The sequence below is a fragment of the Nonomuraea africana genome (genome assembly GCF_014873535.1).
Classification (GTDB): Bacteria; Actinomycetota; Actinomycetes; order Streptosporangiales; family Streptosporangiaceae; genus Nonomuraea; species Nonomuraea africana.
On sequence record NZ_JADBEF010000001.1, the window covers coordinates 7490516 to 7514318 of the forward strand.

At 66.2% G+C, this 23803-nt stretch carries 28 protein-coding genes, 1 tRNA gene and 1 pseudogene; 6 read left to right on the top strand and 24 right to left on the bottom strand.

Annotation, left to right across the window (positions count from 1 at the left end; all coding sequences use genetic code 11):
• Position 1: 1 nt before the first annotated feature.
• The 4 genes from H4W81_RS35620 to H4W81_RS35635 all read right to left on the bottom strand — a co-directional run bounded on the left by H4W81_RS35620 (position 2) and on the right by H4W81_RS35635 (position 3095).
• The gene (locus tag H4W81_RS35620) at positions 2-1039 is read right to left on the bottom strand and encodes a hypothetical protein (RefSeq protein WP_192778810.1); all 1038 of its coding nucleotides are present in this window, start codon (positions 1037-1039) and stop codon (positions 2-4) included.
• Positions 1036-1248: a heavy-metal-associated domain-containing protein gene (locus H4W81_RS35625; RefSeq protein WP_192778811.1), complete on the bottom strand. Its 213-nt coding sequence runs from the start codon at positions 1246-1248 to the stop codon at positions 1036-1038. Before H4W81_RS35625 ends, H4W81_RS35620 begins: the two co-directional genes overlap by 4 nt.
• Positions 1249-1281: 33 nt before the next feature.
• Complete coding sequence (locus H4W81_RS35630) at positions 1282-1563, bottom strand: metal-sensitive transcriptional regulator (RefSeq protein WP_192778812.1); 282 nt, start codon at positions 1561-1563, stop codon at positions 1282-1284.
• A gap of 179 nt (positions 1564-1742) precedes the next feature.
• On the bottom strand, positions 1743-3095 hold the full coding sequence (locus tag H4W81_RS35635) for an MFS transporter (protein WP_192778813.1): 1353 nt from the start codon (positions 3093-3095) through the stop codon (positions 1743-1745).
• Positions 3096-3339: 244 nt separating this feature from the next.
• Between H4W81_RS35635 and H4W81_RS48940 the strand changes: the two genes are divergently transcribed.
• From H4W81_RS48940 to H4W81_RS35650, 3 genes are all read left to right on the top strand, one after another.
• Complete coding sequence (locus H4W81_RS48940) at positions 3340-3459, top strand: DLW-39 family protein (RefSeq protein WP_312895735.1); 120 nt, start codon at positions 3340-3342, stop codon at positions 3457-3459.
• Between the two features lie 19 nt (positions 3460-3478).
• A complete protein-coding gene (locus H4W81_RS35645) occupies positions 3479-4207 on the top strand; it encodes an HAD-IA family hydrolase (protein WP_192778815.1) in 729 nt (242 codons plus the stop codon).
• Between the two features lie 692 nt (positions 4208-4899).
• Positions 4900-4972: transfer RNA gene (locus H4W81_RS35650), tRNA-Ala, on the top strand.
• Positions 4973-5067: 95 nt separating this feature from the next.
• Here H4W81_RS35650 and H4W81_RS35655 read toward each other — a convergent pair.
• From H4W81_RS35655 to H4W81_RS35690, 8 genes are all read right to left on the bottom strand, one after another.
• Positions 5068-6066, bottom strand: a complete 999-nt coding sequence (locus H4W81_RS35655; protein WP_318782209.1) for a tyrosine-type recombinase/integrase — start codon at positions 6064-6066, stop codon at positions 5068-5070.
• A gap of 232 nt (positions 6067-6298) precedes the next feature.
• Positions 6299-6481 (bottom strand): helix-turn-helix domain-containing protein, encoded by a 183-nt coding sequence (locus tag H4W81_RS35660; protein ID WP_192778816.1) that lies wholly within the window; start codon positions 6479-6481, stop codon positions 6299-6301.
• Positions 6471-7793 (bottom strand): replication initiator, encoded by a 1323-nt coding sequence (locus H4W81_RS35665; protein ID WP_192778817.1) that lies wholly within the window; start codon positions 7791-7793, stop codon positions 6471-6473. Before H4W81_RS35665 ends, H4W81_RS35660 begins: the two co-directional genes overlap by 11 nt.
• A gap of 238 nt (positions 7794-8031) precedes the next feature.
• Positions 8032-8190 carry a hypothetical protein gene (locus tag H4W81_RS35670; RefSeq protein ID WP_192778818.1) on the bottom strand — a complete coding sequence of 53 codons (159 nt, stop codon included), beginning with the start codon at positions 8188-8190 and terminating at the stop codon, positions 8032-8034.
• A 12-nt stretch (positions 8191-8202) separates the two neighbouring features.
• Positions 8203-8529, bottom strand: coding sequence for a hypothetical protein (locus H4W81_RS35675; RefSeq protein WP_192778819.1), 327 nt, complete (start codon positions 8527-8529; stop codon positions 8203-8205).
• Between the two features lie 11 nt (positions 8530-8540).
• Positions 8541-9182, bottom strand: coding sequence for a DUF2637 domain-containing protein (locus tag H4W81_RS35680; RefSeq protein WP_192778820.1), 642 nt, complete (start codon positions 9180-9182; stop codon positions 8541-8543).
• A 7-nt stretch (positions 9183-9189) separates the two neighbouring features.
• Complete coding sequence (locus H4W81_RS35685) at positions 9190-10533, bottom strand: FtsK/SpoIIIE domain-containing protein (RefSeq protein ID WP_192778821.1); 1344 nt, start codon at positions 10531-10533, stop codon at positions 9190-9192.
• A complete protein-coding gene (locus H4W81_RS35690) occupies positions 10526-10858 on the bottom strand; it encodes an SCO3933 family regulatory protein (RefSeq protein ID WP_192778822.1) in 333 nt (110 codons plus the stop codon). Before H4W81_RS35690 ends, H4W81_RS35685 begins: the two co-directional genes overlap by 8 nt.
• A gap of 124 nt (positions 10859-10982) precedes the next feature.
• On the opposite strand from H4W81_RS35690, the gene H4W81_RS35695 reads away from it, so the two are divergent.
• Positions 10983-11357, top strand: coding sequence for a GntR family transcriptional regulator (locus H4W81_RS35695; protein WP_192778823.1), 375 nt, complete (start codon positions 10983-10985; stop codon positions 11355-11357).
• A 170-nt stretch (positions 11358-11527) separates the two neighbouring features.
• Here the strand turns inward: H4W81_RS35695 and H4W81_RS35700 are convergent, their stop codons facing one another.
• Entirely contained in the window at positions 11528-12742 is a 1215-nt protein-coding gene (locus H4W81_RS35700) for a helix-turn-helix domain-containing protein (RefSeq protein WP_192778824.1), read from the bottom strand.
• 164 nt (positions 12743-12906) lie between these two features.
• A complete protein-coding gene (locus tag H4W81_RS35705) occupies positions 12907-13194 on the bottom strand; it encodes a hypothetical protein (RefSeq protein ID WP_192778825.1) in 288 nt (95 codons plus the stop codon).
• Between the two features lie 235 nt (positions 13195-13429).
• On the opposite strand from H4W81_RS35705, the gene H4W81_RS49595 reads away from it, so the two are divergent.
• Complete coding sequence (locus H4W81_RS49595; RefSeq protein ID WP_192778826.1) at positions 13430-13672, top strand: GntR family transcriptional regulator; 243 nt, start codon at positions 13430-13432, stop codon at positions 13670-13672.
• A gap of 338 nt (positions 13673-14010) precedes the next feature.
• Positions 14011-14736, top strand: coding sequence for a hypothetical protein (locus H4W81_RS35715; RefSeq protein WP_192778827.1), 726 nt, complete (start codon positions 14011-14013; stop codon positions 14734-14736).
• Positions 14737-14791: 55 nt separating this feature from the next.
• On the opposite strand, the gene H4W81_RS35720 is transcribed toward H4W81_RS35715, so the two are convergent.
• The 10 genes and pseudogenes from H4W81_RS35720 to H4W81_RS35760 all read right to left on the bottom strand — a co-directional run bounded on the left by H4W81_RS35720 (position 14792) and on the right by H4W81_RS35760 (position 23640).
• Positions 14792-16081 carry a chymotrypsin family serine protease gene (locus H4W81_RS35720; protein WP_192778828.1) on the bottom strand — a complete coding sequence of 430 codons (1290 nt, stop codon included), beginning with the start codon at positions 16079-16081 and terminating at the stop codon, positions 14792-14794.
• Between the two features lie 591 nt (positions 16082-16672).
• A complete protein-coding gene (locus H4W81_RS47945) occupies positions 16673-17476 on the bottom strand; it encodes a tyrosine-type recombinase/integrase (RefSeq protein WP_264083210.1) in 804 nt (267 codons plus the stop codon).
• A gap of 9 nt (positions 17477-17485) precedes the next feature.
• Positions 17486-17853: pseudogene (locus tag H4W81_RS50235) on the bottom strand (hypothetical protein); the annotation flags it as partial.
• Positions 17853-18077: a helix-turn-helix domain-containing protein gene (locus H4W81_RS35730; protein WP_192778829.1), complete on the bottom strand. Its 225-nt coding sequence runs from the start codon at positions 18075-18077 to the stop codon at positions 17853-17855. The gene H4W81_RS35730 and the pseudogene H4W81_RS50235, both read right to left, overlap by 1 nt.
• Complete coding sequence (locus H4W81_RS35735; RefSeq protein WP_225960553.1) at positions 18074-19645, bottom strand: replication initiator; 1572 nt, start codon at positions 19643-19645, stop codon at positions 18074-18076. The genes H4W81_RS35730 and H4W81_RS35735 overlap by 4 nt, the downstream gene beginning before the upstream one ends.
• A gap of 44 nt (positions 19646-19689) precedes the next feature.
• Entirely contained in the window at positions 19690-20955 is a 1266-nt protein-coding gene (locus H4W81_RS35740; RefSeq protein WP_318782211.1) for an FtsK/SpoIIIE domain-containing protein, read from the bottom strand.
• Positions 20956-21194: 239 nt separating this feature from the next.
• Complete coding sequence (locus tag H4W81_RS35745) at positions 21195-21449, bottom strand: hypothetical protein (protein WP_192778831.1); 255 nt, start codon at positions 21447-21449, stop codon at positions 21195-21197.
• On the bottom strand, positions 21446-21850 hold the full coding sequence (locus tag H4W81_RS35750) for a plasmid replication, integration and excision activator (protein WP_192778832.1): 405 nt from the start codon (positions 21848-21850) through the stop codon (positions 21446-21448). Before H4W81_RS35750 ends, H4W81_RS35745 begins: the two co-directional genes overlap by 4 nt.
• Before the next feature lie 127 nt (positions 21851-21977).
• Positions 21978-22805: a protein phosphatase 2C domain-containing protein gene (locus H4W81_RS35755; RefSeq protein WP_225958953.1), complete on the bottom strand. Its 828-nt coding sequence runs from the start codon at positions 22803-22805 to the stop codon at positions 21978-21980.
• Positions 22798-23640, bottom strand: a complete 843-nt coding sequence (locus H4W81_RS35760; protein ID WP_192778833.1) for a sigma factor-like helix-turn-helix DNA-binding protein — start codon at positions 23638-23640, stop codon at positions 22798-22800. Before H4W81_RS35760 ends, H4W81_RS35755 begins: the two co-directional genes overlap by 8 nt.
• Positions 23641-23803: the final 163 nt, after the last annotated feature.

Consider the following 23803-nt stretch of genomic DNA (forward strand, 5'->3'; position numbering starts at 1 on the left):
GTCAGTGGCCGTGCGGGGTGGAGTCGTGGTCGACGCCCTTGCTGCTCGACGGGCTGCTCGACGGGCTGCTCGACGGGCCGGCGGTGGACTGACCCGCGCGGGCGGTGAAGTCCGCGGTCCGGACGGTTCCGTCGTGCTGGAAGTCGAGGAACAGGCGGTAGTCGCCGGTGCTCGGCACTTCGGCGTAGAAGGTGATCTCCGGCCCCGCCTTGGTCTTGCCGTCGCCCGGAGTGCCGTCGGGGTGCACGTGGAGGTAGGCCAGGTCGCCCGCGCGCAGCGCCACCAGGTGCCCGTAGGCCCCGAGGTAGGGCTGCAGGTCGGTGACCGGCTTGCCGTCCTTGCTCACCTTGAGCGTCAGCTTGCTCGACCTGCCGGGGACGAGGTCTCCGTCGAGTGTCACAGTGTAGCCGTCGACCTCGGCGGTCCGGCTGACCTGGGGCAACGCCTTGGGCGCGAAGTCGCCGCCGGCGAACAGGTCGGTGCCGAGGGTCAGCGCGCTCGCACCGGTGGGGAAGACGTCGGCGTAGGCGCGGTAGACGCCGGCCTCGGGGAGGGTCAGCTTGACCGTCCAGGCGCCGTTGGCGCCCTCCTCGGGGTGCAGGTGCTGGAAGGACGTGAGGTCCCTGGAGACGACGATGAAGTGGACCTTCTTGTCGTGCTGGACCTGGTAGTCGGTGACCGGCTTCCCGTCGGGTGCCGTCACGCTGAAGGTGAAGTCGGTGGCCTGACCTGGCGTGAGCGTCGTGGTCAGCGGGGTGAGGGTGTAGCCGTTCTGGGACACTTGGAGCCCCCCGGGGGTATCCTGTGCTGCTGCCTGTGCGGGTGTCGTGGTGGTGGCGCCGCCCTCGTCGCCGTGGCCTGTGCTCTCTCCATGGCCTGTGCTCTCGCCGTGGCCCGTGCTCGGGGCGGTGCTCTCGCTGGGGGTGGTCGTCTTGGGCGGGGCGCCGACCTCGCCGACCGCGCTGCCCACGCCGAGGGCCGCGCCGAAGACGACGGCGAGGCCCGCGACGTAGGTGACGAGCTTGGCGGGGGTGTTCACGACTGGTTCGCCACTTCGTATCCGGCGGCCTCGACCGCGGCCACGATCTGGGCGGTCTCGACCGGGCTGCCGCTCTCGACCGTCAGCAGTCCGCTGGCCAGGTCGACCTCGACGCCGGTGACACCGGCGACCTCGCCGACCTCCTCCTTGACCGAGCTGACGCAGTGGCCGCAGGTCATGCCCTTGACGGTGTAGGTGGCGGTGCTCATGTCGTATCTCCTCGGTGCTTGGTGTTCGGTGACTCAGGAACGGACGAGCCGGGCGATCGCGTCGGTGGCTTCCTTGACCTTCGCCTCGGCCTCGGGGCCGCCCTTCAGGGTGGCCTCGGCGACGCAGTGCGCCAGGTGCTCTTCGAGCAGGGAGAGGGCGAAGGACTGGAGGGCACTCGTGGCGGCCGACACCTGGGTGAGAATGTCGATGCAGTACTTGTCGTCCTCCACCATGCGCTGAAGGCCTCTCGCCTGGCCCTCGATCCGGCGCAGCCGCCGGAGGTGGTCTTGCTTGGTGCCGGTGTATCCCGCCATGGTCCCCGCCTCTCTCTTCCTTCAGCATAACACCCTACCCCCCTAGGGTATTCCACGGGCCTGATGATTTCGCCTTCCGTGACGGGGCTCAGCCCCGTGCGCTCGCTTGCCGTATCCCTGGACGGAGGCCGGCCACGCGCCTGGGGTGGCGCTGGGGGTGGCTTGCCGTACGGGGGGATCTAGACGTGCGCGGGCTGCTCCTGCGGGACCTGCGCGGGCCGCCGCATGAGGACCAGGGTGAGCAGCGCGCCCGCCGCCGCGACGACACCGGCGCCGACGAAGGCGGCGTTGAAACCGTTCTCCTGCGAGGTGGCGATCGCGGTCATGACGGCCAGCCCCAGCGCCGACCCCACGTTGTAGGTGGTGTTGACGATGCCCGACGCCAGCCCGCTCTCCTCGGGCCTGACCCCCGACAGCGCCGACATCATCGCGGGGATGTACGCCAGCGACATCCCGACCGCCGCCACCAGGCTGGCGGGCAGGAAGGCCGAGCCGCTGAAGGCCAGACCGGCGACGCCGACGGCCAGGACGGCGAGGCCGAGCACGATGAGCGGCTTGGCGCCGAACCGGCCGAGCAGCCGCGCGGTGATCCCGATCATGAAGATCATCACCGCGATCGTCATCGGGAGCAGCGCCGCGCCGCTGGCGAAGGCGCCGTAGCCCAGGTCCTGCTGCAGGAACAGGTTGAGGAAGTACCACATCGGGATCCAGGCGGCCCCGAGCAGCGCCATGGCCAGGTTCGCGGGGGCCAGGCCGGGGGTCTTCCAGATCTTCAGCGGCATGAGCGGCTCGCGGACGCTGCGCTGCGTGAGCAGGAACGCGACGAGCAGCACGATCGCGCCGGCGGCCTCGATCAGCGTCGTGGCGAGCGACTGCTCGGGGGCCTTGACGATCGTGTAGACGGTCAGGGCGATGCCCGCCGTGACGGTGATCGCGCCGAACACGTCCACCGAGCCCCGCTTGCCCTGCGTGGCGGGCAGCAGTGCGGGGATGGCCGCGAGCGTGATCAGGCCGATCGGGATGTACACGATGAACACCCATGGCCAGCTGAGGTACTCGGTGATGACGCCGCCGAGGAACACGCCCGCCGTACCGCCCGCGGGGGCGGCCGCGCCGTACAGCGCCATGGCCTTGCCCAGCTCGCGCGGGTTGTGCCCGAACAGCATCATGAGCAGCGTCATCGCGGCGGGCGCGATGAGCGCCCCGCCGACGCCCTGGACGGCACGGCCGAGGATCTCCACCCACGCGGTGGAGGCGACGGCGGCCACGACCGAGCCCGCGGTCAGGACGACCCAGCCGGTGGTGAAGACCTTGCGGGCGCCGAACAGGTCCGACAGCCGCCCGCCGAGCAGGAGCAGCCCGCCGAAGGCGACGACGTAGGCGTTGAAGACCCACTGCAGCCCGCCCTGGCTGAACCCGAGGTCACGCTGCATCTCGGGGAGGGCGACCCCGATGATCGAGGTATCCATGATCACCATGAACTGCGCGGCGGCGAGCACGACCAGCGCCCACCACCTGTTGCGTTGCGACATGTCCACTCCTTGGCTTGTACCCCCATGGGGTATCTGCGACGGCCGTGAACGTAACATACCCCCTAGGGGTTTGCAAACCCTTCGGCGCGCCCCTGCGCGCCGTCGTATCGGATGATTGGGTAGAACTGGATAGGTCCGCACCCGGGGGAGCACGGCCAAGCCTTGCTAGGCTGCCTTGCAACCGTTGCAACCGGGCGTTGTCTCACCCCGGCAGGTGAGACCGTCGAAGAAGTGGGGTCACACCGTGAAGAAGGTGCTCGTTCTGGCGCTGCTCGCCCTCGGGGGGCTGCTCATCTGGCGCAAGGTTCAGGCCGACCGCGCCGAGCTCGACCTCTGGACCGAGGCAACCGGCAGCGAGAACTAACGATCGTGGCGTCGAGGGTATGACCGACATCGGCCCCATCAAGCTGGTCTGTCTCGACCTCGCCGGCACCACGATCGGTGACATCGCCACGGTCGAACGAGCTTTCGCCGAGGCGATCGCCACCCAGGGCATCGTCCCAGGGACCGGTGCGTACGCGCGGGCCATGGTCCACGTGCACCGGTCCCGCGGGTGCCCGAAGATCGACGTCTTCCGCGGGATCTTTCCCGGAAACGAGGCCCAGGCACAGGCCGCGAACCTGACGTTCGAACGCTCCTACGAGGGCGCCATCGAGCGGGCGGGTCTCGTTCCCATGCCCGGAGTCGTGGAAGTCTTCGACAAGCTCAGGGGCGCGGGGCTCCACGTCGCGTTAGTCACAGGCTTCAGCAGAACGACCCTGAGCAGGGTGCTGAGCGTGCTGGGCTGGCACGACAAGGTCGACCTGGCCATCTGCCCCGAAGACGCCGGACGCGGGCGTCCATGGCCCGACATGATCCTCCACGCGGTGCTCCGCCTGGGGATCGAGGACGTCAGGCAGATCGCGGTGGTGGGCGACTCCGAGAACGACATGCTGGCGGGGCGAAGGTCGGGGGCCTCGGTGGTGGCCGGCCTGATGACCGGCGTCCACAGCCGAGACCGCCTGGTGAACGGCGGTGCCACGCACCTGCTCCACTCGCTGACGGAGCTCCCCGAGGTGGTCCTCGGGGGAGAGCGCAACTATGACCCACAGATTGCGAAAGCGCGTGGTTAATCACTCTCTGTAGTCGGGTAGATCGCGTTGCGTGATCTCTCACTGATCACCACGGACTCACCTGTGAGAGGTGCCTCATGCGTCTTCCGCACGTTTCCGCTGTGCTTGTCCTCGGCACGGCCAGCCTGTTCGCCACCCCCGCCCACGCCGCTACTCCCACCTTCGGGTGCCTCGAGATCCTGCAAGAGGACGTGTCCTTCGCCATCATGGGGGTGCACTGCGAGTCCTACGAAGGAGCGCCCACCACCGGAGAGATCCTGACCGAGTTCAGGATCGTTCCGAATGACTCCGAGTCGCCCGGCTACCTCTGCCGCATCCCACCGGGGAGGACGGTGTCCGGATACGCCGGTGGGTACCCCAGCTCGGTCCTCGGCCTCTCATGCAGGGAGGAGGGAACCGGGAAGGCGCCCTCCCTCACGTTCTCGCTTGCCCCCTCGCCCTCACCCTCGCCCTCACCTTCACCCTCGCTCCGGAACCAGGAAGGCGCAGATCCCGCCTCCTCCGAATTCTTCAGGCCGTTCGAGTTGTACCTCGGCTGGGGGCCGTTGGGTCCTGTCGCCTTTCGATGACCAGGGCGCGCCTTCCCTTGGTGGGGCGGGAGATCGGGTGGCGGTACACCGTATGCTGTTGCTACGGTGTACCGTCGGAACGCATGCGACCGTGCTGATGTTTTGCAGGTCAGATGGTGTTTCGGGGCCTTAGCTCAGTTGGCAGAGCGCCTGCTTTGCAAGCAGGATGTCAGGAGTTCGAATCTCCTAGGCTCCACATACAAAAGCCCAGGTCAGGGATAATCGCCTGCCTGGGCTTTGATCGTGCTGGGAGGTTTTTGGGAGCCGTACAGCACGGAAATACAGCAACGGCTACGAATCCAGCTGGTCACCGAGCTTCTTCAGCGCCTTGCGCGTCTCCTCCGACGAGACCTCGCTGTACACGTTCATCGTGACCGAGATCTGGCTGTGGCGGAGGATCTGCATCGCCACGCGCGGGTGGACGTCGAGGGCCACGAGGAGGGATGCGCAGGTCTTGCGGGTTGCGTGGACGTGGACCCTGCGGATCTTCGCCTTGTCGCAGGCGCCCGCGAAGCTGCGCCGAAAGTTCGACGGTTCGACTGGTCGGCCGCTCGCGGTGGTGAAGACGAGGCCGGTTTCCTGCCAGGCTTCCCCTGCGGCTTCCTGGGCTTCCTCACGTGCCCGTTGACGGGCACGAAGCGCCGTCGTGACGATCCCAGGGAAGGGCAGCACGGCATCCGAGGCGTCGGTCTTGGTCCGCCGATGGTGAAGCTTGCCCGCGACCCGCTGGAGCTGCCAGCCGATGGTCATCTCGGCGTTGTTTAGGTCCACGTCTTCCCACCGGAGCCCGAGGGCCTCACCAAGACGCAGGCCCAGGACGAGGACCAGGACGTAGGCCGGGTACATCGGATCTTCGCGGGTACGGGCCGACTCCAAGAAGGTCCGCGCCTCATCGACGGACCACGGCTTGACCTTCCGCTTACGGGGAACCGACATCTTGACGTTGGCCGCCACGTTCCGGGAGAGGATTTCTTCCCGCACGGCGTTGCTCAGCGCGGCCCGCAGTGTCATGTAGGCGTCGTGGACTGTCCAGTCCGAGGGTTTGGCCTTGCAGCACTTCCCCACGGCGCAGCAGTGCTGCCGTTTCTTCGGGTCACTGTGCGTCGTGGGCCGGGCGGCGTCCTTGCCCTGGGCGCAGCACTGGCAGGAGGCCCGTACCTTGTTCACCCAGGTCTGCACGTCCCGCACGGTCAGCTTGTCGAGCCGCTTCGCGCCGAGGGCAGGCACGATGTACAGCCGGGTGAACATCTCGTAGTTCGCGGCCGTCTTGGGCGCGAGGTTCGGTTCCACGACGTTCTGAGCCAGAATGCCAGGTAGTCGGAGAGCTTGGGCGACTTGGTAACGACCGGACCCTTGCGAGCCAGCTCATGCAGCTTGATCCACTTTTCGTGGGTCTCCTCGCGGGTCTTGCCGTAGCACCACTTGCGGGTCTTCCTGCCCTCGGGAGTGGTGACCCAGACGTACCCGGCGTAGCCCGTCTTGTAGGGGAAGATCGAACCTTCGTTGTTCGCGCGCTTGCCCATCAGGCAGCCTCCTCACAGAGTCGGGTCACGTAGGCGTCGAGAGCGGATGCGGGGATACGTCGGCAGCGTTCGCCGACGAGGACTGAGGTGATCTCGCTGGAGCGGATCAGGTTGTAGAGCGTCCACCGGCTGACCTTGAGAATGGCCATCGCCTCAGGGACGGTGAGCAGTTCACAGCTCATGCGGACTCCCTTCGAGCCGGGTTCCTGTGAGAGCGGCGGCGAGGAGCTGGTCACCGGCGGACAGGCCCTTACCGGCGTACTCCCAGTGCGAGATGACGAGGACGGTGTCTTCCTCGAAGAGGGGCAGGCGGCCCGTGGTGATCTCCTCGGAGCGCATGTGTTCTTCGCGGGCGGATCGCAGGGCGCCCAAGGTGGTGGAGTAGCGGCGGGACTTGGTGGAGAAGTGGCCCCGGAAGCCGAGCATGTGAGCCCATTGCGCCAGCCGGAGCTCGGCCAGGTTGTCGAGGGCGCCCAGGCGCAGGCACTCTGCGATGAGTCGCCGGGCGTGCTCCCTGATGGGGAGCGCTGCCAGGTCGTCGAGGAGGTTGATGCGCCGGTCAAGGGTGCCGACGCATTCCGCGGCTTTCGTTGCGTACTTGGCGATGTAGGCGGCTACGGCTTGTTCGGTGAGGTCGCCGTTCATGGCGATGCGGCGGACGTCGAGTTGAGTGCCCCACCGCAAGGTGCGGCCCGCGACGTCGACCGTAACCGCGCCCGCCGCATGCTGTACGGCTTGCGCCAGGGCGTCAGGTGTTGCCCACGCAGGAGGCGGTGAGGCCGGTCCGTTGGGGCCGTCGAGGCGGATCACGGCGTGGAAGTGGACGACGCCGCGCCGCTGGTATTCGGCCACCTTGGCGAACGCGATGGTGACCTGTTCGCGCAGCGCCTTGAGGGTCAGGCCGGAGATCCTGGCAAAGCGCCGGCGGAGTGCTTCGGTGAAGCGGCGCCACAGCTCAGGGGACACGGCGTTGAACAGGACCGAGCCCTCGTAGTCGTAGCAGTCGGGGCAGAGTGGTTCGCCGAGGCGGGGATCGTCGGCCCCGTGGCGTGCCGTACAGGACATGACCCGCCCGTGCGGGCACATCGGCGCGTCGCGGCGGGCGTGGCAGGGCAGGACCTTTCCGCCCTTCTCCCGTCGTACGTGGACGGCCCCGAAGGACGGAGCGGTGAGAGTGACGAAGAGGCACGGGTGCGTGCTGACGGTTGAGGGGACGCCCTTGCCGCCGATCAGGCCCGCGCGGACGAGTTGGAAGGTGTCGGCCCGGTAGGTCTCGGCGCAGGCCGGGCACCGGGAGGCGCGCCGGGTCTTGCAGGGCACCCGCAGGACGCCGTCCGGTTCGTTGGTGGTGCTGTAGCGGTGGAGGAGTTCACCGGTGGCCTGGTCGAAGTGTTCGACCTTGCCCCGGAGGTGGATGGGCTGTCGGCAACCGCCGGTGCGCTTGATCTGGGCGGCCCAGCGGTCGAAGTTCGGATCGTGGAGCCGGGAGATCATCCCGGCTACCGCGTGTGGGTGAGGCAAAATGGGATCCGTCCTATCCGGATGTGATCTGTGGTGGGATGGCCGCTCACCTGGCGCGGAACTTGGCGGTTGTGTGGCCAGGTGAGCGGACCTCACGGCTATGCGCCGTGGTTGTCGATGCCGGTGCCGTCGCAGTCGCGGCAGGTGTCGCCGTCGCCGTCGAGACCCGTGCCGTTGCAGGTGCAGCAGCGGTAGTGGAGGGTCATCGCGGTCACCTCCTGCGCGGGGTGATCGTGACGTACAGGCGGTAGTTCCGGGGGCGTGCCCTGTCGGGGTAGGCCCGCGAGACCGAGGTGACGGTGAACGTCTCGCGCAGGTGGATCATCCCGAGCGCGATCTCAGCGCGGTTTCCTTCGAGGCGGATACGCATGGTGAGTACCTCCTAAGCGGGGTCGACGCAGCCGCGGTAACTGTCGTCGGCCTGGCGGCGAGCGCGGGCGGCGGCGAGGATGGCGGTGAACTGGTAGCGGACGGGGCCGAAGTCGAGCCCGGTGGCGTAGTGGCCATAGGGGCGGTCCTTGGGGTCGATCTCCGTGCCGAGTACGGCGGCCACCTTGTCGACCTGGGCGCACATCTCGGCGTCGGAGCCATGGGTGGGGAACTGGTGGACGGTCACCGTCCCGAGCGACACCGGGACCTCGGGGTTGGCTTCCAGGAAGGCGGCTAGGTCGAGGAGTCCGGTGATGAGGGCGGTTCGGTCGTCGCGCATGGGTGATCCCTTCAGGCTGTCCGCAGGGTGCGGAGCAGGTCGGAGGCGAGTTGGTTCGAGATGCCCAGGCGGGCGCGGAGGACATCGCGGGTGATGGGCTTGCCGTGGTTGCTCTCGTGCTCGTCGGCCACGCGGCGGGCGTAATCGACGAGGGCCGGGTCCGGTGCGGGGCCGTCGTCCTCATCGGCGGGGACGAGGGCGGGACGGTCCGGGACTTTCGCGGACGTCTCCGGGACGGGCCGGGACGCCGTCACCGTGACCGGGGACGTCTCCGGGACGTCCTGAACGGTGGCCCGCCGTTCGAGCATGGAGACAGCCACCAGGAACGCGCCCGCTGGCGTGGCAGCGGTGATCCACCCCCAGACGGTCGGTTCGGCTTGCGCCAGGTTGCCGGCCAGCGACAGGACGACGCCGCCGGAAAGGACGAGGACAGGCCAGGAGACGCAGCCCCGCCGTACCCGTCCCGTCTTCCTGTCGCGCTGACGCTCGCGGGCGGCCATGACGCAGGTGAGATCGATGCAGACGGCGACGGCCCAGGCCATCCAGCCGGTTTGGCCGTGCTCGGCGGCGGTGTCGCGGATGTGGGTGAAGGAACCCGCACCCGCGATGAGCGCCAGAACGAGAACGGGGCCGGTGTCGAGGAGGCGTCGCATCGGTGTTTCAGCCCTTCCGTGGTTCCGGGATGGTGCCGAGCAGTTCGGAGTAGTCGGCGCCGGTGATGTCCGCCCAGGACGGGGCGCGGTCGGCGTAGGTGTGGGCGGCGCTTTCGGCGGCTTGCTCGGAGACGTAGAAGGAGCGCGCCCGGTACCACTGGCCGTCCTGTGAGGCGACGATCGCGACTCCGGGAGTCTCGGCGGGGATGGCCCGCGCGGAGTCCAGGGCGGCGGGGTCGAGGTCGCCGAGGGTCATGGTCGCGGTTTCGGGATCGTTGACCCGGTGGCAGATCCGGCCCGAACACTGAGCGCGGAGAGCAGTCACGCCGGGGCCGAGGTCGGAGCCGATGCGCTGACCGCAGCAGAACAGATAGATGCCGAAGGCCCGCCCGAGCTGCGCCACCCGTAGGAGCGCCGTCGAGGTCTTCGCTACCTCGTCTTTCTCGGACTTGTCGGCCATCAGGTACAGCTCAGCCAGCTCGTCGACGAGGACCACGACGGGGACGGGCTGCCGGTCCTCGGGGAGTTGCCAGATGTTGCGGGCGCCAGCCGTACGGCACAGCGTCATCCGGTCGGCCATCAGTTCTTCCAGGTCCTCCAGCAGGCCGACACACTCCCTACGAGTCGTGGCGAGCGCGGACAGCCGCGGCGAGTAGGGCGTGAACTCCACGCCGCCCTTGAGGTCGAAACCGACCAGCGCCACGGGCTGAGGGGCCAGACCTTGCACCAGGGCATTGGCGAGGTTCGACTTGCCGGACTGCGTGGCTCCGGCGTTCATCCAGTGGGGGACGGTCCGGAAGTCGATGACCCACGGTGCGCCGGTCTCCAGACGGCCCACGGTGACCTTGAGGAGTTCAGAAGAGATCGGGAAGCGCTCGACCCTCGACAGCGGATCGCGCGTGGTCGCGGTCAGGATCACGCGGCCCGGACGTGGGGAGGAGACCCGCACCGCATGAACGCCCCACGAGTGGGCGAGGCGTTCGGCGGCGTCGGCGTAGTCGGCAGGGATCTGGCCTTCAAGCATGTGAAGGGTGACGCGCCAGCCGTACCGGGTGGGCTTGGGCAGCCACATGAACGGCTTGGTGTCGACGGACACCCGCTGGAAGCGGCGCCTGACCCGGACGACGCCGGTGGACTCGATGAGGCCGGGGACGGTGGTGAACCACCACCGCTGCCGCTTCTTGGTGAGGTTGCAGCCGAGGGCGACCTTGCGCCAGGACGCGCGAATGCTGATCGCCATCAGCGGATAGCCGATGACCAGCCAGAAGGACGGGTAGTGCCAGCGGCGCCAGGCCCACAGCCCGACCGCCGAAGCGGCCAGGACTGTGAGCACGATCAGCAGGTCAGACATGGGCGTCCTCCCCAGCGGCGGGCAGGAGCGCGGCGGCGCGGTAGGCGACGCCCCAGCGGCCGGAGATCTCCCAGACGTAGCCGAGGAGGCCGACCGGGTTGAGCTGCTGTCCGGCGGTGATCGGAGGCTCGCCCGAGGTGCCGATCTTGACGAGTTCGATCCGGCCGAACTCGTCTTCCACCGAGACGGTGACCTCGTAGACGGTGTTGCCGTTCTTGTCGGTCTTGATCTCGCCGGTGTCCTTGTTGAGCAGGCGCGGGCGGGGCGCCTTGACGCAAGTGATGACGAGCTTGCTGGTGTCCACGGGAATGGGGACGGTCCGCATGGATCGATCTCCTTTGAAGTGACTGTGCTAGCTACAAAGATACCTAGGTATCTAGCTTTGTAAACCGAGACTTCGTTACAAGTTGCCTGGAGACCTAGACATCTAGAACCGCTACTGTGGAGGTGTGGCAACCACCGACCGCCGCAGGCCGTACCTGCGCATCGCCGAGGACATCCGGCGGGACATCGCGTCCGGTCGGTACGCCCTGGGGGAGCAGCTCCCAGTAGCCCGCGAACTGGCCGAACGCTACAGCGTGGCCATGATGACCATCGGCAACGCGCTCGCCGTACTCCGCGACGAAGGACTGATCGAGACCCGCCAGGGGGCCGGAAGTTTCGTCATCCGGACCCCTGAGGACAAGGTCGCGCCAGCGCCCGCCGAGGAGCACAGCGAGGAGTTCCGCGTTCTCTCCCAGCAGTTGCGAGAGATCCGTCAACACATGGAGAAGCTGACGGTCAGGCTGGACGAACTAGACGCTCGGACTCGACCCGAGCAGTGATCTCGACCGCGCGCCGTTGAAGGTCGGACAGGTCTGCCACGATCTCCGCCAGCTCACGCATCAAGATCTGTCGTTCGATCTCACTGAGACCCACGAGCACTACCCCATTCGTTCCGGGTGCCTGATGGATGGGGGAGCCCATTGCGCGGGGAGGCTCACCGTAGTTTCGGTCAGGGCAGCCTCATCACCTTGGCGAGGTTGAGCAGTTCGCGTTGGCGAAGAAGCGGCCCGCTGCCTCTGAGGTCGCGCACGATGTTGCGGACCAAGGGGCGGTTGCGGACGTGCTGAGGTGCAATGCGATCCGCGCGTAGAAGCGCGTCCACCGCCTCGTTCTCTTTCCGATTCATGTGGTATCCCGCTGCTGTGCAGGTCCAGTAATGCGCCTGCCTCTCAGACGAGGCAATCTCGGCGATCGCTACATGTTCTGCCCGCGTGATCACATCACGAGGCCGCCCCAGCTCCATGCTGACTTCTACGGCGTGAATGGTGGTGTTGACCCGGTTGAACTGGGTCTGAAAGACGTTGCCGTCTCTCGGGAGTGCCTCCGCGACGTGCTTCGCTTCGGCAAGGTGGCTCTCGGCTTCCGTCTGGTTCCACAGCCGGGAGTAGGCGACGGCGGCCCGCAGGTGCAGCGCTCCCCACATCGCTTTGACCATGTCGTCGGCGCCCACGTACGGCTCTATCTGATCGAGCGCGGACAGGGCCGCGCTCTTCGCGGGGTCGAGCTGCGCCTCATGCAACCAGACGCCGCACAGATCCCAGCTCGCGGCGGCGACCAGGCCGGGCGCCCCGACCCTCTGGGCGGCGACGAGTTCCCGCTGTACCGCCGTCCAGCCGAGGTCATGGTGACCAAGGAGGTTGGAGGACACGCGTGCCATATGGCATGCGCGCAGCATCAGCGCCTCAGCCCGATCACGGTCTGCTTCCTGGTCGGCGGTGATCACGGTGAGGTCGGTGATGATGCTTGGGAGCACGTCACCAAGGGCGGTGAACTTGGCATCCTGCCGGAGTTGCTCGGCGAGCCGGACGTTCGCCTCCAGATCGTCGAGACTCCGCGGTTGCCTACCACCCAGGAGTGCGGCCCCGCCGGGCATGGTGGCTTGCTGGAGTGCGAGCCTGAGCCCGGGGATAGCAGAGTGGCCGGAGTCGAGTTCCTCCGTCTCGTGCCGGTACGGCTGGCCGGTGAGCTCGGAGATCTCCACTCCGAGAACTTCGGCGATGTGCCCGACCACGCTCATGCGATCGAGCGGCATCCGCCCGTTCTCCACCTTCGACAACCAGGAGACGGAACGGCCGATCTTCTCGGCGAGTGTGGCCTGATCCCAGCCTTTGCGGTGACGAGCCCGCGCGATGCGCTGGCCCGGTGTCAGATGCTCGGTTGCCACGTGTCCCGCCCCTCTCGTCGTCGCCTGCTTCGACGATAAGGCGGGTGATCTGGATCACTGGCAGAAAAACTGCCAGCGAGAGAACGCGCGAAACCGCAGGCCCGGCGTTGACCTGCGCAAACGGACTGTATTGGTGATGTGACAAAAAGTGTGTCGTCTGCCGGCTATCTCGCTCCGCCGTTGAGGATCCGCAGCCAGAGGACCTCTGCGCGTCGCTTGATCACCCATTCGCTCTCGGTGAGTATCGGACGGGGGCCGCTCCTGTCACGCCGTCGCACGAAGAACAGGCCGCCAGCCGTGCACAGCTCGTAGACGATCGGCGAGCACTCGCAGGTGTGCGCCTGGACTCGCACGCGCTCAGCGCGGGGAACGCTGGGATACCACTCCACTGGCGCGAAACGCGGCAGGCCGGAGGCTGCGTGGATGCCGTGGTACTCCCAAGCCTTAAGCACGACTCCTCCCTTCGGCGCAGGCATCGGTGAGCGAGCTGCCGCGCAGAACCGTGGACAGCGCACCCGGCAGGCCAACGATCAGTGCGCGGGGGGAGGAACCCACCCGGAGGGCCTCCATACCTTCGCTCACCGACGCCATAACGCCAGCGTAGGTCAACCTGTCTTAACCTGTCTACGCCCTTCCTAGGAATTGCTGTTCTATGTTGGTAGGTAGGGACCTACCTAGAGTCGTCTTGTGATCGATTGGGACCCCAGGCTCTACAAGTGGGAGCAGATAGCGAACGTCGTAGCCGAGCGCATCAAGGACGGCACCTACCCGCCGCTGACGCTCATCTCCGAAGTGAAGCTTCAGGAAGAGTTCGACGTCGCCAGGGTCACCGTACGGAAGGCGATGGAGGCCCTCAGGGAACAGGGCCTGATCACCACCAAGCCTGGCAAGGGCTCGATTGTCAGTCCGCAGCCGGAGGCCAGCGCCTGACGGATGAGAACTTTCTCCACGGTTTCAAGGCGTGCCGCCGCTGGCGGCCCGCCGCGCGTTCGGGCGGTCTGCTGGCCGCGCTGCGGCTCTCCGGCCGGTCGCGGCCAGCACCGCCCACGCGCAGCTCTGCAGTCGTGGATGACCTCTTGGATGATCGTTATCTGGATCTCTTCCGGCTGTGAACCGCCTGGCTAGTTGAAGCGTGTTTATATAGGACTCAGCCGACAGGAGTTTCCATGACCAGAGCGTCACGTGTTGCGGTGGCCCTAGTGCTCTCTGTATGCGCCCTGTCGTTCCCTGGAAGTGACAGGCCACAACGGCCAGACCCGACAGAGCTCATGAAAGCCTGGGAGTCGTTTCCTGAAACAATCACGCCTCGCCCAATCGTGCTGACTTCTGACCTGCCGTTACGCGAAGGCACAGGCAAGACCGCTGGGCGCGTTGATCTCGGTGTCCCGTTGTCGACCAGCGAGCCAGTGGATACCGAGGTTGCTCTGCCTGACGGCTCTGCCATGCTCGAGCAGATTTCCGCCTCCGAGGCGTACGAGGACATGCAGAAGCGTATGCGCGCGTCAACTTCACCACAAGTCAAGCTTTTCGTGACCGGCGCTAAGTTGACCACAGCAGAATACATGTCCGATCGCGGCCTGATAACCCTTCCTTCTTGGAGGTTCACGGTAATGGGCGGAGGGGTTTTGGACTGGCCGGCTGTCAGCCCTGACACGTTTTGGCACATGCGGGTGCCGCCAGCGTCCCCACGGATAATGCGCGCCCAGGCCCTGGCGACGAGCAGCGCTATTACCATATGGATCGAAGAGCCGCGGCGAGCTTGTGGCCTACAAGAAAAGATGCCGGAAATACAAGTCCTAGAAAGCGCAGACGTGGTGATAGTGGCATTGAGCGATAAGGCTGAACGGCGATCCCGATCTGGCCACGGTAGTGATTGCATCACAACCGCTGATCTGCGGCTCATGCCTGTCACGATCAACCTGAGGAGCACATTGAATAATAGAGTGCTGCTTGACGACGAAGGCTATATTGTACGTGTTGCTAGGCCGGAATAGGCTTGAGGAATCCATATAGAACTCCTCAAGCCTATACTACAGCCGAATCTCGAGTTTAGAGCCTTGGTCTAACGTTGTATATTGAGACGACTGTCGCGAAGTCCTGAAAATACAAATGGTCGCCGTCGCCAGGATAATCATTGCAGCCGCTCATTATGCCCTCGGCGATTACGTAACTGTAGTCTGCGCTAAGGCTGAACACCGGACCCCCGCTGTCACCACCTCGGCAACCGCGCTTTCCTTCCACTTGCCAGGCGCCGAACATGTCCCCGTAACATTCGTATGTGCCCCAACCATCGGTACCGCAGTACCCTAACGGGAAGTTGTTCTCCACCTGCCAGAGGCACACGGCACCGCTATAGGATCCCGACGTGCAGAGCCATTCTCCGGGAATTACGTGGCTCCAGCCTTTGATCTCTTTTGTGAATTCTGGGCTGGTGTTTTCGCCTCCTGGGACGCCTCCATCCCACATGAGACTTGATGCCCCGCCCTCATTCGGTATGACTAGGGCTAGATCTTCTGCGACGCGTTCTGCAACAAACGGCCCGATGTTGCGCGAGCCATCACCGTTGCGGACGTTCATATTCCAATAGCCGCAATGTGAAGCTGTGACGATATAGGGATATCCGGTGTCGTTCGCCACCACCGGGAACCCGAGAGTACAGCCCGCACCGCGATCATTCAGCATCCTACCACCGCCGTAATAGGAAGGAGTGTCGTTGAGGCGGCCAGCTGAACGAACTCGCGGTCGTTGAACGACCTCTATTGGAACAGTTAGACTGCTCATGGAGATATAGGATTTCAGGACCTCGGATCTGGCGTTAGCGCCCACAGTGGCATCCGTCGCCGCCAGGAGCCCCGACCCGTCTCCCTTTACAAGGAGTCCATGGATTTCTCCAGCCGGATTTCCGTAGACCTCCTTCTTGATCTTCTCTGCCTCCCAGAGCAACTTCTCGCGGGAGAACTTAGCCTCGGAGACGTCTACGCGCACGCTCGAGCGCGCTTTCTCTATAGCAGTTGAAACGGTGCGAGGCAGGGGACCCTTCCACCAAATATGGAGACGATCCTCTTCGATCTTGATTCCCGCGAACCCGTGACCGCGTGGATCTCGAGTCCCGCCCGGCAGTTGAACGAGGACTGCCTGGATTTTGTCGGCGGCGTCTTTCAGAGGTGCTTGCGCCTTCATTTTGTCGAGCGTGCCGGCCGGAAGATAGCTGAAGGGCTTTTCTTCGACCGGTGGTGTGGGTTTCGGCGTGCTCGTTGCGGTGCTCGTGAGAAGCGGCGTGGGTATCGCAGTGCTCGTGGGGGAAGCCGTAGGCGTTGGGGTGTCTGCTGCCGCTGGCATGGTAGGAAATAGTAGAAGGATAAGCGCAGTAAGTGATGCCGATAAGCGAGATAATCTTTGGGGCGTTTTGGGCATCTAATAATCTCCCTTGTACGTGAAGATTGCTCAATCGAATGCGACTCGCGCAGTCATGTCAAGATCTTGTCCTGGATCGATCTTGGAGCTAGGGTGGTTTGCTAATCGGGTCGCTGCACCCTTTTTCGGACGTCGGCGGCAGCTTGACCTAGCGCAGTCTGAGTCAGGGCGGGCGTTGAGGGCTGCCGCGCCGCTTCCGGTGCTCGGGCCTTGGCGGCCCTCCGCTCCGGGTCGGCTTGCCATCGAATGACGGGGCGGGCCGTCGGTCGGGTGGTGGTGTACAGCACCACGTACAGCAACGCAGCCTCACGCGAGCGCACGTCACCGTTCCGGATCCACTGCCTGAGCAGGGTAAGAAGTCCTCCGTGGTGGGACCGGCTCCCGTTTGCAAGCAGGATGTCAGGAGTTCGAATCTCCTAGGCTCCACCTCTCTCAACCTGCGAAAAAGCCCAGGTTAGACATGATCGTCTGCCCTGGGCTTCTGTGTGTCCGGGAGGAATTTGGGAGGCGTGCCCGTCACGTGCCCGATCGGTCCTTGAGCGCCCCTCGGGCGAGGTCGTCGAGCTTGCGCGCCACTTCGCGTTGGCGTTCGTCGGTGGAGTGCTGGTAGATCATCGCGGCGCGCGTGCTGGAGTGGCCCATGCGGGTCATCAGCTCGCGGATCGAGGCTCCGGCGTTGGCGGCGAGGTTGTTGCCGGTGTGCCGGAGGTCGTGAAAGTGGATCTTCGGTAGGCCCGCGTCCTCCAACGCCTTGGGCCAGACGCGGCGGTTGAAGTTGCTGTTGCGAATCGGGCCGTTGTCGGGCCCGGCGAAGACCAAGCCCTCGTCACCCTCCTGGGTGAAGTCCTTCAGGTGGGCGCGAAGCTCATCAATGATCAGCTCGGGGATCACCACAGTTCGTTTGCCCGCCTCCGACTTGGGGTCGGTGAACACGAGCCCTTTCCCGGTGATCTGGATCAGCTGGCGTTCCACGCGGATGGTTCCGGCGTCGAGATCGATGTCACGTCGTTGAAGGCCGGCCAGTTCGCCCCAACGCAGGCTTGCGAACGTGCCGAGCAGCACCAGAGCGCGGTACCGCTGCTCGATGACCTCGACGAGCTTGTACACCTGCGGAACCGAGAGGACTCGGCGCTCGGCCGACTTCTCCTGTCCCGCGCCCTTGATGCGGCATGGATTGCGTTTGATGAGCTGGTCATCGACCGCGGTTGTGAAGATGGCCTTGAGGAGCCGGTATGCCTTGGCCACCGTGACCTCGCTGACTCCACCGTCGAGCAGCTTCTTACGCCAGCGGCGGACGTGTGGCTCCTTGATCTCGTTCATCGCCTTCTCTCCGAAGGTCGGAACGAGATGGGTGCGCCGCAGGTAGCCGTACAGCTCGATCGTGCGAGGGCGGAGGTTCGGCCGCTCGTCGATCCAGTCTTGTGCGTACTTGCCGAGCTTGATCTTGCCTGCGTCCGGGTCGATCCAGTCACCGTCGAGGATTTCGGCCTCGATCTTGGTAAGCCAGACTTCGGCGTCGGTCTTGGTCGCGAACGTCTCGGGCGCCGGGCGGTCGATCCCGTCAGACCGGCGTAGCGCGCTTGATATCGGCCGGAGGGAAGTTGCCGGACGCGTCCGAAGCGCCGCTTGGTGGACTTCTTCTTTCGCGCTCGGCGAGGAGGCTCGTCGTCAGGAGTGGCAAGGGCAGTCCTGGTCATCACGCGGCCTTTCTGCGCGGTGTCGTGATCGGGTGGACGACGCCGTCGGCGATGAACGCTTCAAGGGCAGCTTCGGGGATACGGACCTTGCGTCCGACGTGGACGAAGGTGATGCGACGTTCCTCGATCAGGCGGCGGGGGAAACGGACGCTGGTGTTGAGCCGTTCGGCCGCCTCCTCGACGGTGAGCAACTTGCCCTGTATGAGGTCGCGAGGTGTGGTCATGCGGCCACCTCGCCCTTCATCGCAGAGAGGGTTGGAGGTGGTTCGCCTGTCGCTCTGGCTTCGAGGGCGAGGAGACTTGCGCGGAACTGTTGACGTCGGGCGATGCCTCGTAGGAGCTGTTCGGCTCTGGTCGTGCGGGTTGGGTCGCTGCCGGAGACCGGGCACCAGATGTAGCGGTGCCGGTCGTTGGCGGCGGGGTCGTCGAGGCCGAGGAGTTCCAGGGCCCAGGCGCGGCGGTCCTGCTTGTGTTCGCGGAGGGTCTTGTTGGACCACTTGCGGGAGACCAGGACGCGCCGGCCTGCGTAGCCGAGGTGTTCGGGGCGGTGTGCCTTGCCACGGCAGTGGCCGGGAGTCATTCCCCGCTTGGCGTCCTTGGGCTGGACGCCGTAGCGGAGCCAGTTGGGGCAGGTGGGCGAGCACGGCTCGTAGCGCAGGGCGTCGACCATGCGGGTGACGTGGTCGCGGCGGGCTTGGTCGCCTTCGTCGTCATGGTCGAGCGGGTCGCCGAGTGACTTGGTGAGGTACTTGGTCAGGTAGCCGAGGGCCTTGTTGGCGGCGGGGCTTCCGGCGAGGACGCCTTGCACGTCAGCCTGCTCTCCGAAGCGGACGACATGCTGCGGCTCCTCCAGGTCGTCGAGCGCCTGGTCCCAGGTAGGCAGGATCTCCCCCGTCGCCGGGTCGAGGTAGCCGTCTTCGTCGCTCCAGACGGGGAGGTTCTCGCGGTCGTACTTCACTTCGTCGGCCGGTGGCCACCAGACCTGGTGATAGGTCGCGGCGGCGATCTGCTTCATCTCGGCGCGTGGCAGGGTGCCGCGGATGGCCATGTGGAGGTGTGGGGCGAGGCGCTTTTGTGGTTCGACGCTGGCGAAGTACTGGACGTCGTAGCCGGCCACGCGGCGGAGGTTCTGCACGAAGCGGTCGACGAGCTTGGAGAAGTGCAGGGCGTCGCGGGCGGCTCGCCGGTAGTCGTAGCTGCTGGGGTCGGCGGGTACGCCCTGCCGGATCTTTCCGTATGACGGAAGGGTCAGCGTGACGAACATCGAGGGCCGGTAGACCTGGCCCTGTGGGCTGGTGAAGGCGCGGCCGAGGGTGGTCGGTCGGCGGGTCCGCTTGGGTAGGTCGGGGGCGTCCTGGCGGCGTCGGGTTGAGCGGGTTCGCTTGGCGATCTGGCGGCGGCCGAGGAGGTTGCCGCGCATGCCCGCCACGTTGATCTCCGCGTCGATGGCGACGATCGCGGCGTCCCAGTCCTCGACGTCTTCCTCCGCCTGGTCGCGCTTGGCTTGGACGTCGGCGCGGAACTCGACCAGCCAGCGTTGCTCATCGGTGGCCGCGGCTGGGTCGGCGGTCGGTTCGTGGTCGAGGTGCCAGCCCTCCCGGCACTGCGCCTTGCGGAGCTGCTGGTTGCGCTTGGCGCACGGCGGGCACTTGGCTTCCTGCGTGGTGCCGCACGGGAGATCGAAGGGCTCGATCTTGCCGGTGAGGACGTCCTGGCGGCGGACTTCGATGGGGCGGATGCACACGCCGTTGGACTTGGCGATCTCGATGGCGACATCCAGGACGAGGGGCATGGTGTCGCGGACGAGGCGGGGGAGGGTGCGGTCGGCTCCGTTGGTCACATGGCCTCCTCGAAGAGGGCCGCCATGTCGCGGATGTCCTCGTCGGAGACGTAGGCGGCGCGGGCCCTGATCGGGTCGGGTGACGACTCCAGCCGTATGTAGGCGACGCCCGCGCCCTGGTGAGGGATGGGGGAGATGTGGTCGGCCAGCGCTCCCCTGTCTCGGGCTCCATCGCCGAGCACCATGTCGACCTGTTCGGACTCGTCGAGCCGGAGCGCGATCTTGTCGGGGAACAGGTTGCGGATGGTGATCACGTCCTTGCGCGGGTCCTGGAGAGCGGCCAGAACGCCCACGCCGACCGCGCGACCTTGCGTCGTGAGGGTGGCCAGCGCGGCGGAGATGCGCTGCCGCAGTGCCCGATCGGACTGGTAGGCGGTCAGGAACGCGATCTCGTCGACCACGACCAGGACGAAGGGGTCTTGCACGGTGGGGACGTGGTCGCGCTGGACTCCGGCGAAGCGGCCGGCCCGCTCCTGCATGACCTTGACCGCCTCGTCGAGCAGGTCGGCGCAGTCGGCCGGGTCGGCGGCGTAGCGGTCGCCGAAGATGGCGCGGCCGAATGACAGCTCCATGAGCTTGGGATCCAAGGCCCAGACCTCCGCCAGCCCCGACCAGATGGCCGGGATGAGACCGCGGATCGCCGACCAGAGGATCGACCCCTTTCCCGCTCCCGTGGCGCCGGCGACCAGGACGTGTGTGCCGTGCAGCTTGAGAAGCCACGGCTTGCCGTCCTCGGTCTGTCCGATCTCGACCGGTCCGACCGTGGCTGCCTCAGGCAGCGGTACGGCGGGCAGGGGTTCGGCGAGGGGATCGTGGCGCGGGAAGGTCAGCAGGAGTCGGCCCGCTCGTTCGACGCTGACCCGGCATGAAGGGGCGCCGAAGCCGTGCGCCAGGTGCTCGATGCGGTCGGCCCAGTCCTTCGCCGCCTGCCCGTCGAGCATCTTCACCGTGACCACGTCCGCCCACGACGTGCAGGTAACACGGAGCAGGCGGGGCAGGTAGTCGCGGCCCTTGATGTGACGGCCGAGTCCGGAGACGACCATGACGGGTTGCCAGTGGCGCCGGTAGACCCAGACGAGCCGCCACCATGCGAGGAGGCGATATCCGATCCAGGGGAGGACGATTTTGGGATAGGTGATCGCCCAGGGGACGACCAGGACGATCGGGACCGCGACGACGACCAGCGCCAGGCGCCAGCCGTACAGGCTGAAGATTCGTGCTGGGGGTGACGGCCACGGCCGAGGCGATGGGGTGCCGCCCAAAGGACCGGACGAGGCCGATGATCAGGCGGGCCGCGAAGATCACGATGGTGACGATCGCGGGGGTCTGAACGATGGCGGGGCGGAAGACGACGGCGGTGTCGGGGGTGGTGGAGACCAGGCCGGAGACCGGATCGCCGGGCAGTTTCTTCAACATTAGGCTGGGGGCCTTCCTTGATGTGAGAACCCAGGGGAGAACCAGGGCCGCCGGAAGTTGGCGCTTCTGGCGGCCCGCTTGCAGATCAGGGCTGCTTGGCGGCGCTGCGAAACATGCGCTCCACCGCGACGGCGAAGGCCGCGGCTTCCTTGGCCAGCTCGCGGGCGAACGTGACGTCGGCGGGGGTGACCTGGGTGCTGTGGGACGTGGTGACCAGGACCGAGATGGCGTCGAAGTCGAGGGCGAGGACCGGGGTCCTGCGCGGGTACGGGTGGGACTTGGCGCTGGACGGGCCGCTCGACTTGAGGGTGATCACCGAGACCGGGCGAGGGCGCTTCATGCCTGGTCCTTGGGCTTGGCGTGGGTGCGAGGAGCGCGCATCCCGGTCGCGCGGATCGAGTAGGCGAGGCGTCCGGTGTTCTGGGCGACGTACGGCGTGACGGTCATCCCCTCGAACTCCACGGGGACGATCGGGAGTCCGGGCGCTGCGGGCGGGGCAACGGGCTGGGTCGGGGCGAGGATCTTCACGGCCACGGTCTTCTGGGAGATCTTGGCGGCAGGGTCGGCGTCCATGACGGCGACCTGCCAGACCAGCTCTCCCGTGACCTTGTCCTTGGCGAAGACGGTGCGGCCGTTGGCCGAGGCGTCGAAGTCCTTGACCTGCTCGACCTCGCCGACGAGGTAGCAGCCGTGAGGGAAGACCTGGTCGAAGCCGATGGGGATGGGGCCTTGAATGGCCATCGTTCTCAACCTCCTGTGTATCCCCCTAGACAGTTGCGGCCGTCCGCTCTCCTGTTGAGTGTCTAGGGGGCTATGCACTGAAGGTAAATCGACTATCTAGGGCTGTCTAGGGGGGTGGACGATTTACTTAGGCGAATGTCCAGTAAGCCGCGGTGGCGTCATCGAAGATCTTGCCGCGCCTCCAGCGGCTGCCATCTAGGTCGGACCGTTCGGCGGCGCGGACCTGGCGGATGAGCTCGTCGGGACCATCGTGTTCGAGAAGGTCGAGGCACTGTCGCCACGTGGCCAGGTGAAAGCGATCGACCAGCCGCGAGGCGCCGTCGCTCAAGATGGCAGCGGCCTGGATCTGGTCGACGGGCGCGGAGCCGGTCAACGCCTGCTCAGCCGCGTGCGGGTTGGTGGCGGCGACCCAGAAACCGCCATCGATGTTGCGGTGTCCGCGCATGGTGCTCATGTAGACGCTGAGTGCGTCGCTGTGCTGCGGTGTGCCGCCGATCGCCTCGTTCATCGGCCCGCGGTACTGCTTGCCAACGATGGACTCGCGCTCATCGCAGATCACCATGGGTTCGGCGCCGACGATGTCGAGGACGAGAACAGAGTCGGCCAGGATCAGCCAGTCCAGGGTGTCTCCGGTACGGCGCAGCATCACCACGGTCGCCGAGGGCGTGCCGGGATGATCGAGGTCGCATGTGTCGTGCTGCGCGGCGGTTTCCTTGATTCCGACAGCCAGGATCTCGGTCAGCGGACCAGTGTTCTGCGTGATCCCCGCGACCAGGGCGGAACCCAGCGTGTGGGAGAACCAAGCCACGCCGTGCGCGCACCCGGATTCCAGGTCGGACGGGGTGCCGGCGCCGTCCAGGAGGACGACAGCGTTCGGGGTGGCGCCGATGAAATCCTCATTGGGACGGTCCGGATAAGCGGGTTCGGTCGCGAGGGTTAGGCGCACGTCAGTCATCCTCGTGTCGGTAGAGGGGGCTGGCCAGGGCGGTGCGAACGGGCTCGTCTGTCTCGGGGTCGTACTCGACGCTGACGACGGTGGAGAACCGCTTGTCGCCGACCTGGCCCCAGAAGGTGGCGATCTCGGAGGTCAAGAGATCGACGACGCCGAGCGAGCCGTTGGTCCTGATGCCCGCGATGGCGAGGAAGGTCCCGTTGCCGTCAGGGCGGGGGAGTCGTCCGAAGTACGCCGAGTCGGTGGGCTGCTCGGGGTCGAACTGGGTGCCGGTGCGGTAGATGGCGCCGGTCCTCGTGTCCCGGAGCAGCCAGCCGAGGTCGTCACGCTCCCAGCGGATGACGGGGTCGGTGTCGTAAGCCGTGTGCATCGCCTCGGACATGCGGGGGCCGCAGACGACGATCAGGTTCGGCCGGTTGAGATCGATGATGCCGTCAATGGTGACCTTGTCGGTCTCGACTGCCAAGCCGAACGACTTGGCCAGGTCTTCCAGACGCTGACCCGACCGCATGTCGTCAAGGGCCAGGACGGGCCGCTTCTTCTCCGGGTCAAGCCGGAGCGGGGTGACCACGGTGACCGTACCGGTGCCAAGGAACCCGCCCTCAGGCGCGGGGCCAGTGTGCTTGATCTGGTGGATACGCCCGCGCGAGAGGCCGGCTTGCTGCGCGATCTGCGCGTAGGAGATGCCTTGCGCGTGAAGCTCCTGGATCACCCGGCGGCGCAGCCTGGCCAGCTCGGTCACTTCCTGCTGCGCCGCGCTCAGTCGCTCGGTGGCCTGGCGGATCAGAAGGTACGGGTCCTCAATCGCGGCGATCCGCTCAAGGTCACTCGGTGGCACGGTGGTTCCCTTTCCATGGTGCTCCGCCGAGTCTAGGCCCCTAGACGAAATGCCGTCTATCCCCCTCGACAAGACGGATTTGAGCGTTTCGCCGGTAATTCGACTTACTGCCCGGATCGCTGACCGCCGTTTGGGGACGCCCCGCGTCAACGTGCCCGACCGG

Coding starts and splice junctions, on each gene's coding strand:
- H4W81_RS35675 (WP_192778819.1), bottom strand. CDS start 8,529: ATGCGCGACGACCGAACCGCCCTCATCACCGGACTCCTCGACCTAGCC.
- H4W81_RS35730 (WP_192778829.1), bottom strand. CDS start 18,077: ATGACCACACCTCGCGACCTCATACAGGGCAAGTTGCTCACCGTCGAG.
- H4W81_RS35685 (WP_192778821.1), bottom strand. CDS start 10,533: ATGTCTGACCTGCTGATCGTGCTCACAGTCCTGGCCGCTTCGGCGGTC.
- H4W81_RS35715 (WP_192778827.1), top strand. CDS start 14,011: ATGAAAGCCTGGGAGTCGTTTCCTGAAACAATCACGCCTCGCCCAATC.
- H4W81_RS47945 (WP_264083210.1), bottom strand. CDS start 17,476: ATGAACGAGATCAAGGAGCCACACGTCCGCCGCTGGCGTAAGAAGCTG.
- H4W81_RS35745 (WP_192778831.1), bottom strand. CDS start 21,449: ATGAAGCGCCCTCGCCCGGTCTCGGTGATCACCCTCAAGTCGAGCGGC.
- H4W81_RS35755 (WP_225958953.1), bottom strand. CDS start 22,805: ATGACTGACGTGCGCCTAACCCTCGCGACCGAACCCGCTTATCCGGAC.
- H4W81_RS35645 (WP_192778815.1), top strand. CDS start 3,479: ATGACCGACATCGGCCCCATCAAGCTGGTCTGTCTCGACCTCGCCGGC.
- H4W81_RS35735 (WP_225960553.1), bottom strand. CDS start 19,645: ATGCCCCTCGTCCTGGATGTCGCCATCGAGATCGCCAAGTCCAACGGC.
- H4W81_RS35625 (WP_192778811.1), bottom strand. CDS start 1,248: ATGAGCACCGCCACCTACACCGTCAAGGGCATGACCTGCGGCCACTGC.
- H4W81_RS35630 (WP_192778812.1), bottom strand. CDS start 1,563: ATGGCGGGATACACCGGCACCAAGCAAGACCACCTCCGGCGGCTGCGC.
- H4W81_RS35635 (WP_192778813.1), bottom strand. CDS start 3,095: ATGTCGCAACGCAACAGGTGGTGGGCGCTGGTCGTGCTCGCCGCCGCG.
- H4W81_RS35750 (WP_192778832.1), bottom strand. CDS start 21,850: ATGGCCATTCAAGGCCCCATCCCCATCGGCTTCGACCAGGTCTTCCCT.
- H4W81_RS35690 (WP_192778822.1), bottom strand. CDS start 10,858: ATGCGGACCGTCCCCATTCCCGTGGACACCAGCAAGCTCGTCATCACT.
- H4W81_RS35660 (WP_192778816.1), bottom strand. CDS start 6,481: ATGAGCTGTGAACTGCTCACCGTCCCTGAGGCGATGGCCATTCTCAAG.
- H4W81_RS35665 (WP_192778817.1), bottom strand. CDS start 7,793: ATGATCTCCCGGCTCCACGATCCGAACTTCGACCGCTGGGCCGCCCAG.
- H4W81_RS35680 (WP_192778820.1), bottom strand. CDS start 9,182: ATGCGACGCCTCCTCGACACCGGCCCCGTTCTCGTTCTGGCGCTCATC.
- H4W81_RS35670 (WP_192778818.1), bottom strand. CDS start 8,190: ATGCGTATCCGCCTCGAAGGAAACCGCGCTGAGATCGCGCTCGGGATG.
- H4W81_RS35720 (WP_192778828.1), bottom strand. CDS start 16,081: ATGCCAGCGGCAGCAGACACCCCAACGCCTACGGCTTCCCCCACGAGC.